Source organism: Vibrio sp. V19_P1S1T109 (genome assembly GCF_002241375.1).
Classification (GTDB): domain Bacteria; phylum Pseudomonadota; class Gammaproteobacteria; order Enterobacterales; family Vibrionaceae; genus Vibrio; species Vibrio anguillarum.
Genome location: NZ_NDIM01000337.1, coordinates 1 through 11,320, shown reverse-complemented (window position 1 = coordinate 11,320; position 11,320 = coordinate 1). Strand labels below are relative to the sequence as shown.

The following is an 11,320-nucleotide window of genomic DNA, read 5'->3' as shown; positions in this document are numbered from 1 at the left end:
GCCTAGGCTTATCCAGCCCTAATTAATTTTTAATTAAAGATAAATATTAGGTTTTTATTTATTAGCAAATAATTCAGGCCAATACATTTTTATATAACCAATAGAAACCCAAACGACTAAGAAAGTAGCAATAGTCAATTCAAATAACCCAAATTGATGTAACCAGTGCCATTGCGGGTACTGTCCTTCAAAGAAGGTGGTTAAACGATGCATGGCGATAGCACTGATGACAGAAGGGAAGGTCACAGCAGCAATAGACGGTTGAAACTTGAGCCTGAGCAGACGGATATAGCAAAGGTAAATAAGCAGTGTCATGGTGATGGCAATGCCAGCCAGTGCGCCTGTTAATATTGGATCAGGATGAGGGAAGTTGACCAAATACGTCGCGAGGGTGAGGTTAATAGGTGCAGCCATAATCGCGAGTGTTGGGCGTGCGCGTTTAGGTAACATTCCAGCAAACACCAAACGATATAACACTAACGGCAGCATAAAAAAATAGATAGCGATACAGACAGAGACGAGTGTTTCTGAAAAGACAGTGTGGCCAAATTGCGTGCCAGCGAGCGAGCTACTGATTAACCCAACCGGATAAAGAAACCAGCTTGGTACAATATGGCTGATTTTAAAGTTCATGGCCTGAAAACTGAAGAAAAGCAGCATCATGGTGAAGTGCAGCAAGAGCGCGGTAAACCAAATAGGATAAGCAATGAGCGGTGAAATTAAAGCGAGATAATCACTTAAGATCAGTAAAGTCATGCTCATTGGAGCCATCAAGCTACCTGAAAGAGGGTGGCGAATGTCCTCCATGAATGTCTTGAAGCTGGTGAGGTATTTTAGCAAGACAGGCAGCAGTAATAATGCACCGAGCAGTGCCAAATAGGGGCGAATAATGAGACCGACCGAGGGAATATAAAGTGCCCACGCATGCCCGAGGCTGATCACACCTAATGCTAGCGCCGCTTGAGAGGGCGGTGTGCTTTGTACTTGAATTAACCTTTTCCAGTTCAACGATAAACTCCATGTCATCATTTGCTCTAGAAAATGAATAATGTATTTCTAGCAGCCAGCAAACGAGCGCATTATCAAGTTTATCGAGTTGTGGTGCAACATCTCACTTTCTAATTTGTTACTTAGACATAACAATTCGCAGCGGAGTCAATATTCATGAGTCTCACGATTACTCTTTTGGTGGAAGATCTTGTTGTTGCAGCTTGGCGTTTTTCAAGGTGCGATGGAGCAACTGACTATAAATGGGTTGGCCGCCAAGTAATTGAGCGAAAATAACCGCGCCAAGGCTAGTAATAATCAGCGGTAAAATTAAATAATAATTATTGGTCATTTCAATAACTAATAAAATACCTGTAATGGGTGCGCGAACCGTTGCGGCAAACAGTGCACCCATGCCTGCAATGGCGAACATTCCTGGGTCAATCGCTAATTGTGGTAACAGTTCTTGCGCAATCAGGCCAAAGGCGTAGCCAAACAGCGTGCCTAATGCCAGCATTGGCGCAAAAATCCCGCCCGGAGCACCAGAACCAAAGCAGATCAAGGTGGTAAAAATACGACCAATGAACAAAAGCAGCAAGATAGCGGCACCGTAGTCACCATTGGTGATATTAGGGATCAGTGAGATGCCACCCCCAGTCAATTCCGGAATATACAATAAAGTTAAGCCAAAACAGCCTCCCAATAATGAACCCGTGAGTAAATATCGCTTACGATCATTGCGATGAATTCTGGCAAAAATATCTTGTGATAGTGTGATTAAACGGTTGAATAGCACACCGAAAATACCAAACAGTCCCCCAAGCAGCAGAAACAGCCACAGTGAAGCCAGCTCTGGTGCTTGATATTGCGGCATCTGGATCACAGCATGTTGGCCATTAATCACACGAAAGACGATATTTGCCGCTACCGCAGAGACAATAACAGCACGTACTGAAATGAGGGTATAGCGAAACTGCGGGCGCATCTCCTCTATCACAAACATGATGCCCGCCAGCGGCGCATTAAATGCGGCAGCTAGGCCTCCAGCTGCGCCAGACGCTAAGAGTGAGTGGCGAGTATCGTCATTTTTGATGCGGAAAATATCCGACACCATTCGGCCAATGGCTCCCCCCATTTGAACCGTGGGCCCTTCACGTCCCAAAACCATACCAGAACCTAAGGCACCCATACCGCCAAAAAACTTCACTGGCAGTACTCGCCACCAACGAACGGGGCGCATACCATCCATCGCGCCTTCAATTTCAGGAATGCCAGAACCGGCGGCTTCGGGCGCAAACCGGTGCACAAGGAAATAACCGATAAACGCCAACGCTGCACTGATAAGAAAAGCGGCCAACCACAAGGGTAAGATATTACCAATCTCACTTTTTAACCACTCGGTGCGTGTTTCAGAAACCAGGTGCACAGCGGCCTCAAAGTAAGTACCAACAATCCCAGCAAGAATACCGACAATGAGTGAAAGAAAAAGGATTGAGAGTGGTGTTTTGTCCTTAGAGAGAAATTGGTTAATCGTATCTTTTGGAACTTTTGCAAGCAGTGACTGTTTCAATCTCTCTCTTTTGGTCATGTAAAAAAGGGCCTCGATTGGTAAATGTGAACATATTTTGTTACAGAATTATACGCGCCAAAGCCATTAACTATAGCGTCAAAGCTGCAATGTTGATTTCCATATCTGGAAGATGGAGAGATTCTCTACTAAAAACGAGATCTGAGTTTAAAATGAGTTAAAAAACAGAGATTGAACCTTGCTAAGCCAGCCAAATGAACCATAGTTAAAGCGTAAGGCAGATTCAGATATCGTACAGGGAGGAATTCAAGCCTTACCTACAATTTGGATGGAATCAGCAATATTTCAATTCTATGTCCTCGTTTATGATCGGGTTGCATCTATAGTCCTCCCGATTCGCGAACTCACGATTGAGTTACGAGGGGAAAGGCGCGCTCACCGTAGTGCGCCTTTTGTCGTTTATGTACCTCGGCTCATTGTTCCTGTCTAACTGGCAAACCATGCACTGGCTTCTTATTTCGGTATATACTGCCGCAAAAGGAGTGCTGACATGACAAAAAAAGTACCAACTAACATTATTACCGGTTTTCTTGGTGTAGGAAAAACGACGGCCATTTTGAATTTATTGAAGAATAAACCTGCTGATGAAAAGTGGGCGGTGTTGGTCAATGAGTTTGGAGAAATTGGTATTGATGGGGCGATGATGTCTGACCAAGGCGCGCTGATCAAAGAAGTACCGGGCGGCTGTATGTGCTGTACCGCGGGTGTTCCTATGTCTGTTGGAATTAACGTCTTACTTAGGCAAAAGCCCGATCGTCTATTAATTGAGCCAACAGGGCTTGGGCACCCTAAGCAAGTGGTGGCAACTTTAACTTCTGATCAATATGCACCGTATGTCGATTTAAAAGCCACGATCACTTTAGTGGATCCGCGCAACTTGCGTAATGAAAAATACACATCCAACCAAAATTTTAATGACCAATTGGCCAGTGGTGATGTGGTGATTGGCAATAAAGTGGATCAATGCACTAGTGCTGATGTGGATGCGTTTAATGACTGGGTGACTGATCAATCACCCGCGAAGATTTTTAGCAAGTTAGTCAAGCAAGGTGAGTTGCCTTTAGAATTATTAGATATTGAACGTCTTCACGGCGCAGCTTCTACTCATATTGAAGCGCATCACCATCATCATGCTTCGTTAGAACCACAGTTTGCGTTACAGCCGGGTAAAGCGTTTGTGCGCAAAGAAAATCGGGGCCAAGGTTATTTCAGTTGTGGTTGGTTAATCGGCGCTGAATACCATTTTGATTTTGATGAGCTTTTTTCTATGCTGAGTGCCCTGACCGCTGAGCGTGTTAAGGCGGTCGTCAATACCGATAAAGGATGCTACGCCTTCAACATCAACCAAGGAGTCGTTTCAGTGAATGAGATGAGCTTAGAAGGGTTTGAATCACGCTTAGAAGTGATTGACTCACAGCTCATGCCATGGGATCAACTCGAAGCGGTATTGCTGAAATTGGCGGGTATCTCTCAATAGGATCCAAAGAAAAAACCAACAAAGAAAGAACAAAGAAAGAACAAAGAAAAAATGAACTAAGAAAGGCGAACTGGAACGGCTTCGTCTTTCTCGTTCACTTTATAACTTCTTACAATGCGTTGAGCTATTTATGGCTGCCTTGTTGCGTGATCAACGCGTTCATCAGATAAAATCTGCCCATCTTTGATATTCACTATTCTGTGAGTTCGCTTCGCTAATGCGAGATCGTGAGTGACGACAATAAGCGTTCGTCCTTCTTGATGAAGCTCATTGAACAGGGCTTCAATTTCAGCGCCTGATTTTGAATCTAACGCCCCTGTCGGTTCGTCGGCTAAGATAATTTGCGGATCATTGACCAACGCGCGCGCAATCGCCACCCGCTGTTTTTGCCCCCCCGAGAGCTGGTTGGGTTTATGCTGCATGCGATCGCCAAGCCCCACTTTTTCTAATAGTGTTGCTGCACGTGCTCGGCGCTCTTTTAATTTTACTCCGCGATAGACCAAGGGTAGGGCGACGTTATCGAGAGCATTAGCGTATTCGAGCAGGTTGAAACTTTGAAAAACAAAGCCAATTTTTTGATTACGAATATGAGCCAATTGATGGCTGCTGAGCGAGGCGACCGCCTTGTCGTCCAACTGATATTCACCCGATGTAGGAACATCTAGGCAACCGAGGATATTCATTAAGGTTGATTTACCCGAGCCTGATGGCCCTAGAATAGAGAGAAATTCGCCTTTTTGAATCGATAGCGAAACACCGTCTAACGCTTTGACCAACTCTTCACCACTGCGATAGTGCTTGCTGATATTGGTCAATTGAACAAGGTTCGGTAAGTTTTGTTTATTCACTTTGTAATGCCTCTAATGGCGTAATGCTAGCCGCGCGATTGGCGGGAAACCACGCGGCAATCACACCGACAATCGCCAGCGCCGCGATCACAAGAAAGACAATCGAAAACGACAGTTCGGGTAAGGGTTTCCCTAATTGCTCAAACAGCATATTGCCTTCTAAGGGAGCGTATCTTAATAAGGTGATCAGCCCGTAAGTGGATCCTAAGCCAGCTAAACCGCCAAGTGACATCGTGAGCAAGGCTTGCACTAAATAATGGAGTTTGATAGTGGTTGGCGTAGCTCCGACGGCCATTCGTACACCGATGTCTCGCGTGGATCGTTTTACCGTGGCGTACATGACATTGGCAATACCAATGCCTGCTACGCCGAGGGTAATAAGCCCAATAATGCCCAAAAAGCCTTGTAGACCGAATAAGAAACGGCGCATGCTTTTTTGCCTCAATAGCATGTCTTCGACTTGCAAGAGCTGCGTGTCTGAAGCACTGGCACCGTACTTTCTGGCGATCACTTGCTTAATCACTTGCGCGGCTTTTTCGCGATCAACCGTGGCATTGAGCTGCACATTGATCGCTGCAATCGCTGCGTTGGGGTTAAAACGTTGCCAAGTGCGAAAAGGCACAAATACCGCGTAGTCAATAGGGGCTCCTTGTTCTACCTCTGCACTTGTCTGCGCTATCACGCCGATAACGGTAAAGTTTTCATCACCTATTTTTATCAATTGACCTACAGGGTTTATGCTCAGCGTCTGGGGTTCCAGCCAACTCCAACCATCCTCAGAGTTGAACAATTGCACTGCGGCGTTATAACCGAGTACAACCACTTTACGCTGCTGTTGATTATCGAGCGGGTTGATCCATCGCCCTCCTTTGGCTATCTCAATACCAGTTAAGGACTGATATTCTGGGTTAACCGCTAGTGGGCGCTGCCAGGTGCCATTGTCTTGATTGCTGACGCGTTTATCCCATTGTGCGCTGACTTCAGCGCGTTGGATAAAGGGCAGTGCGCGAACAAACTCAACATCATCCGCTTGCAAAGAGAGGGCTTTCCCTTCAAAAAAGCGTCCGGCGGTCTGGCTGGCATAACCCCCGGTCACATAGAGTAAATTGCCATTGCCACTTTGTGATGAGCGTGTCAGCCCTTGGCGTAATCCTTCGCCTGTTGCGAGCATGGTGGCGATGCAAAGTGTGCCCCAAGCCACCGCTAAAATAGTGAGTAGCAAGCGTAGTTTTTCGGCCGCCATCTCTTGATAAATTTGCCTGATAGGTAACATCATTATTAAGCCCTCGCACTTAATGCGATGACGGGGGTGAGATTGGCGGCACGCTTTGCTGGGAAATAAGCAGCCAGCAGTGCAAACAACGTGGTGACGAGCAGTGACCAGCCTAGAGCCGGCACAGTGATGACTGGTTCGCCGAGCCAATCAGGTAAGCCGATGTAATTCAGTAATAGCACCACCAGATAGGAGAGGAGCATTCCAATCACTGCACCTAATGCCACTAGCAACCCACCTTCTAAAATAAACTGGCGCAAAATGATCTTCGGTGTTGCGCCAATGGCTAAACGCACACCAATTTCCCGCGTTCTTTCCGTGACAGAAAGGAACATGATATTGGCGACGCCCAAAGCGCCGACCGCAAGCGTCATCGCTCCACTTGCCCCTAAAAATAGTTGTATACCTCGAAACAAGGCATTGAAAAATTGAGCGCCGCTGCTGAAGTCAGGTAGGTTTATGGCCTCAGTATCGCTCGGATCAAAATGTTTCTGTTTGGCGAAGAAAGAGAGGATGTTCATGCGCAATACCGCTGCTGGTATCCCTGCGGCGGGCTGCACAAGGAAAAATTCAGGCTCACTTTGCCAAAGATCAGTAAAAGCGCTGCTTGGGATCATCACTTGGCTGTTTTCATTGTTTATAGAAATGCCCCCTTCTTGCTGCTGAGTAATGCCGACAACCGAGAAGGGAATGGTATTGACTTTGATCGTATCACCAATAGATAGCTGACCAACTTGTGCCAACTGCCAACCAACCACCGCAATTCGGGAATGGTTTTGCTGATCGCTGGCGTGAATGCCGCGTGACCCCGCGGTCAGTTGTAAGTTGCGCAATGCTAAAAATTGAGAGTCGATCCCGCTGACGTAACCGGGAAGCATTCGGCCTTTTACATTCGTCACTTTAGCATCCCATTTTCCGTAGATAACTGATAAGGCGCTGATGTTTGGGTGCTGTGCCAAAGCGCGCATTTCCGGCTCTGAAAGGGTAATCGCTCGTCTTGCCGCAAGGCCTTGCCAAGGTTTGGTGGTTTGGCTGGGGAAAGCCATTTGTGTATCGCTCATTAACAGCGCGAAAGATTGTGTATTGACGCGATAAAATCCTTCACCTAAGGCAACGAGCACTAAAACAGAAACAATACCCCAAACGATAGCAATGACCGCGAGGGCGCTGCGTAGCCGATGGGCAAGCAGCGTTTGCACGACTTGTTGTAGGCTTGAGATCATGAGTGCAGAGCCTGAGAGAGCGAAGCGATCACGTCATCATCTAACTGCCCAGCAGCTTGCAGCAGGCCAATCCGCTGCTTCCAATATTGGTACAATCGCCGTTGTAGACTGTTTTTACTGTTAAACAGAGCGTTATGGGCGTCAATCAAATCAGAAGCTTCAGTCATTCCTGACTCATAAACGGTTTGTTTACTTTTTAAAGCTTGCTCTCGTGAGCGGACTTGTAACTGAGCCATCTCCACTTGTCGCCAATCCAGATGGATTTGGTTAAAGCCACTTTGAATTTTGCGTTTAATCTCGATATCTACCTTGCGCAGTACTTGCTTGGCGCTTAAGACTTGCAGCGCAGCCTGATCGACTGTGGCGCGCGTGGAACCATTCAAATCCAACGGAATTTTTAAGCTTAAACCTGCACTGAGATCCCCATCTCGACCCTGATCATTGTCTTGGTAAGAAACACTGCCAGATAAGGTGGGATAATATTTGGCTTTGGCTGCATCTCGGCCAAATTCAGAAGCGGCGACTTCCTGCTGGGCAGCCAATAACTCAGGGCTGTTATTCTGCGCAAGCTTTAACCATTCAGTTTCGCTGCTGACTTGCATTGGCGGTTCAATGAGGTCGGTCGTTTTAATTTGGTCAATGTGCTGTGGGTCTTGATTGATGAGCGCGATAAGGGCTGACTTTTTCTCTTCTAGAGCGGCTTGCGCACTGAGTATATCGGCTTGCTCATCGACGTGGTTAGCACGCATGTCTTCCAATGCCGTTGATCGAATTTTTCCTGCTTTGTAGCGCTGCTCGGTAATCTTCAGCAGTTTTGCACCTTCTACGAACTTTTGCTCAGCAAGTTGTAGATCGCCTTGTGCGCTGGCGAGATCGAGATAGGCATACAGTAATGTTGCAGCCAGCTCATTATGTGCAGTCTTCACTTTTAATTGTGATGCCACATAGCTTGCTTGAGATTGGTCGAGCTGTGCCCAATTAGCGCTATCCCAAATGGTTTGATTTAATGTGGCACCATAGCCTTTAGTGTTGTTGCCATCGTCATCCCATGAGGTATCCGCGCTGAGGCTAAAAGAAGGCAGCAAGGCACTTTTGGTACTTCGGACCTCTGTTTCACTGATTTGAGATTGGATCTGTGCTTGTGAATAAGTAGGGTCAAAAGCTTTGGCGGCTTGCCAAGCTTGTTCAATAGTGATGGCGTGAGCTGAAAAAGTCACCGCGCCACAGAACGTCATTAGCGCGGCTGCTAGCGCATTACGTTGAAAAGGGCGCTTAGTGGTCATCTTTGCCTCCGAATAAACTGTTGTCGATGATCACATCCTCCGCTGATAAACCCGCAATCACTTCCACATTAATGCCATCGGACAAACCTAAGGTTACGGCGCGCACTTGGTAACCTTGTTCTGACTGATCTGGGAGCAAGACTTCAGGTTTTTCACCGCTAAATCGTAATGCGCGTTCTGGAATGGTGATGACGTTTTCCACGCTCTTTAATGTGATCTGTGCGGTAGCAGAAAAGCCCGAGCGAATCACCATATTGTCAGGAAAGCGAATCTGGTTAATCTCCACTTCAAATCCATTATCAAAGCTAGTCGTTTTAGTATCACTAGGGTTATTCAACTTATCAGATTGAACCGCAACTTTGCTTAATACGCCGCTGATTTCTGCTTCTGGATACGGTGCTAACGTTAAGTTGACGGCCATCCCTGCGGCGAGTTGTGCCGCATCATGTTCACTGACACTGCCTTTGAAAATCATGTCATTCATATCGGCAATCGACATCATTTCAGTTGCCGCTTGGCTTGAGGCAGTGGAGATGATCGGCTCTCCTACTTCCACTTTTAGGTTTAAAATGGTGCCATCAATGGGGGCGACGAGTGTGGACGTGAGTTTCGAATCGCCAACCGATGCTTCACCGCTGCGGATCAGCTCAAGGTTCTGCCTTTTTTGTTGCACTTCGGCTTGTTTTGATTTCAGCTCTGATTTTGCTTGGATTAGCTCACCGTAGTTTTCCGGCACAATCTTTTGTTCAACTAACTGCTGCAAGTTTGCCAGCGTCTGTTTGGCGGAATCTAAGCTCGCCTCACTTTGCATTAAGGCAGTGGTTGCGTCGGTTAACGCTTGCGGTGTTGGATTTGGACGCACTTTGATCAAAGGCGTGCCCAAGGTAACTTGTTCACCGACCCGATGATAAATTTCACCGACAATCCCCTCAATTTGCGATTTTATAGATACCGAGTGAGCTGGCACGATTTGGCCAACAGCGATTGCCTGTTTGGCAATATTTCCCTGTTCGACCGTCAGAGTGGGGAAAGCCGAGAGAGATTCATTGTTATTGGTAGTTAGGTAATAGCCCCCGCTGATTAAGGCGGCGCTAATTACCGCGATGGCCCAACGCTTTTTCATGAACAATTCCATATCAAGGAGAAAATAAACAATGGTGGTATGACTTGAGTGTCATCAGAAGGTTCCTTCATGCTATAGAAGTAGCGCATAAAAACCTGTATTGATTTGTCATGATAATGTCAGCTAGAAATAGCAAACAGCATGCAGTTGTCTGTTCTGATGAAAAGGGCGATCATTGACCGCCCTGATGGTAATAGTAGAAATGAGGTGTAGCGTAGAAAGGATCCGAGAGGAATTTAGCGCTTATTACGCAAATAACGTTTACGACGCTCTACTTTTTTGGCTGCTTTTTCCTCGGCTTCTCTGGCCGCTCGTTCTTCCACTTCCACTAACTCTTTGGTGATCATTTCAGGGCGTTCAAGAGTAATTTGGCCGAGAATACCTTGGCGCAATTCATGCAGTAGGATCTCCGAAGCTTTGTGCAGATCAATACGGCCACCGGGGCGCAGAGCACCACGTTTGCGGCCAATTTCTTCCATCCATTCCACGTCAGATTGAGGTAGCTCATCGATTTGATAACGCTCTTGCAAACGCTCAGGATAAGCTTGCGCTAAATACTCAACAGTATAAAAGGCTACATCCTCATATTCCATTGCAGTATCTTTTACCGCGCCAGTAGCAGCTAGGCGAAAACCACTGTGTGGGTTTTCCACTTTAGGCCATAAAATTCCCGGAGTATCGGACAGCACAATGCCATTTTGCAAATTGATACGTTGTTGGCGGCGAGTAACGGCGGGTTGGTTACCTGTTTGAGCCACAGCGCGACCGGCTAACGTATTGATGATGGTTGATTTACCTACGTTCGGGATGCCCATGATCATGGTGCGAATATTTTTCCCCACTTCTTCACGATGTGGTGCCAACTTACGGCAAAGTTCCATGATTTTATGCACTTCTTGAGGGTTAGACGTGGTTACCGCCATTGCTTTCACCCCTTGTTCTTTCTCAAAATGGTCGATCCACAATTGCGTCATTTCAGGGTCTGCTAGGTCACGTTTATTGAGTACCTTCACACACGGTTTATTACCACGCAAATGGGAGATAAGTGGATTCTCGCTGCTAAACGGGATACGAGCGTCCAACACTTCGATAATCACATCAACTTGCGGAATGACCTCTTCGATCTCCTTACGTGCTTTATGCATGTGTCCCGGAAACCATTGAATTGTGTTGTTAACCATTTGAAAACTGCCTTTTAATGTAAAAATTCTGCTGGTGGAGGAAGAGAGTTTTTATTGATGTTTATGAGAATCATCAACAAGGTTTACTGATAACCACCGCAGTTTTAGATGTGATGATGTTAACATTTAATTGGCGAGGCTGGAATCTAAGCTGTGCGGTGAACTTTACGTGTTCTGTCAATGATGAGATGACTTAGGATTGACGACGCTCGTGCAGTTACATCTCTTGTCGGTGAGAGAGCACTGAACCGAGCAAAAATTCGGTCAGATCGTGCTTGGTTAAGCAAGTTTTTGCCCAGCGGAGCAATTTATTGCTCAAGTAGTCAAACGATAGAGT

At 46.5% G+C, this 11,320-nt stretch carries 9 protein-coding genes; 1 reads left to right on the top strand and 8 read right to left on the bottom strand.

Annotated features, from left to right (window positions below):
• Positions 1-54: 54 nt before the first annotated feature.
• Positions 55-1,029, bottom strand: coding sequence for a TDT family transporter (locus tag B9J87_RS15905; RefSeq protein ID WP_013868491.1), 975 nt, complete (start codon positions 1,027-1,029; stop codon positions 55-57).
• Between the two features lie 148 nt (positions 1,030-1,177).
• Positions 1,178-2,575 (bottom strand): H(+)/Cl(-) exchange transporter ClcA, encoded by a 1,398-nt coding sequence (gene clcA, locus B9J87_RS15900; RefSeq protein ID WP_013868492.1) that lies wholly within the window; start codon positions 2,573-2,575, stop codon positions 1,178-1,180.
• 490 nt (positions 2,576-3,065) lie between these two features.
• On the opposite strand from clcA, the gene B9J87_RS15895 reads away from it, so the two are divergent.
• Positions 3,066-4,052 (top strand): CobW family GTP-binding protein, encoded by a 987-nt coding sequence (locus B9J87_RS15895; RefSeq protein WP_094151673.1) that lies wholly within the window; start codon positions 3,066-3,068, stop codon positions 4,050-4,052.
• A gap of 128 nt (positions 4,053-4,180) precedes the next feature.
• Here the strand turns inward: B9J87_RS15895 and B9J87_RS15890 are convergent, their stop codons facing one another.
• From B9J87_RS15890 to ylqF, 6 genes are all read right to left on the bottom strand, one after another.
• The gene (locus B9J87_RS15890; protein ID WP_017045357.1) at positions 4,181-4,900 is read right to left on the bottom strand and encodes an ABC transporter ATP-binding protein; all 720 of its coding nucleotides are present in this window, start codon (positions 4,898-4,900) and stop codon (positions 4,181-4,183) included.
• Positions 4,893-6,176, bottom strand: coding sequence for an ABC transporter permease (locus tag B9J87_RS15885; protein WP_094151671.1), 1,284 nt, complete (start codon positions 6,174-6,176; stop codon positions 4,893-4,895). The genes B9J87_RS15890 and B9J87_RS15885 overlap by 8 nt, the downstream gene beginning before the upstream one ends.
• A gap of 2 nt (positions 6,177-6,178) precedes the next feature.
• Positions 6,179-7,396 (bottom strand): ABC transporter permease, encoded by a 1,218-nt coding sequence (locus B9J87_RS15880; protein ID WP_094151669.1) that lies wholly within the window; start codon positions 7,394-7,396, stop codon positions 6,179-6,181.
• Positions 7,393-8,679 carry a TolC family protein gene (locus B9J87_RS15875; protein ID WP_017045359.1) on the bottom strand — a complete coding sequence of 429 codons (1,287 nt, stop codon included), beginning with the start codon at positions 8,677-8,679 and terminating at the stop codon, positions 7,393-7,395. Before B9J87_RS15875 ends, B9J87_RS15880 begins: the two co-directional genes overlap by 4 nt.
• Entirely contained in the window at positions 8,669-9,814 is a 1,146-nt protein-coding gene (locus B9J87_RS15870) for an efflux RND transporter periplasmic adaptor subunit (protein ID WP_094151667.1), read from the bottom strand. The genes B9J87_RS15875 and B9J87_RS15870 overlap by 11 nt, the downstream gene beginning before the upstream one ends.
• A 224-nt stretch (positions 9,815-10,038) precedes the next feature.
• Positions 10,039-10,983 carry a ribosome biogenesis GTPase YlqF gene (ylqF, locus tag B9J87_RS15865; protein ID WP_013868498.1) on the bottom strand — a complete coding sequence of 315 codons (945 nt, stop codon included), beginning with the start codon at positions 10,981-10,983 and terminating at the stop codon, positions 10,039-10,041.
• Positions 10,984-11,320: the final 337 nt, after the last annotated feature.

Coding starts and splice junctions, on each gene's coding strand:
- B9J87_RS15905 (WP_013868491.1), bottom strand. CDS start 1,029: ATGATGACATGGAGTTTATCGTTGAACTGGAAAAGGTTAATTCAAGTA.
- clcA (WP_013868492.1), bottom strand. CDS start 2,575: ATGACCAAAAGAGAGAGATTGAAACAGTCACTGCTTGCAAAAGTTCCA.
- B9J87_RS15895 (WP_094151673.1), top strand. CDS start 3,066: ATGACAAAAAAAGTACCAACTAACATTATTACCGGTTTTCTTGGTGTA.
- B9J87_RS15885 (WP_094151671.1), bottom strand. CDS start 6,176: ATGATGTTACCTATCAGGCAAATTTATCAAGAGATGGCGGCCGAAAAA.
- B9J87_RS15880 (WP_094151669.1), bottom strand. CDS start 7,396: ATGATCTCAAGCCTACAACAAGTCGTGCAAACGCTGCTTGCCCATCGG.
- B9J87_RS15875 (WP_017045359.1), bottom strand. CDS start 8,679: ATGACCACTAAGCGCCCTTTTCAACGTAATGCGCTAGCAGCCGCGCTA.
- B9J87_RS15870 (WP_094151667.1), bottom strand. CDS start 9,814: ATGGAATTGTTCATGAAAAAGCGTTGGGCCATCGCGGTAATTAGCGCC.
- ylqF (WP_013868498.1), bottom strand. CDS start 10,983: ATGGTTAACAACACAATTCAATGGTTTCCGGGACACATGCATAAAGCA.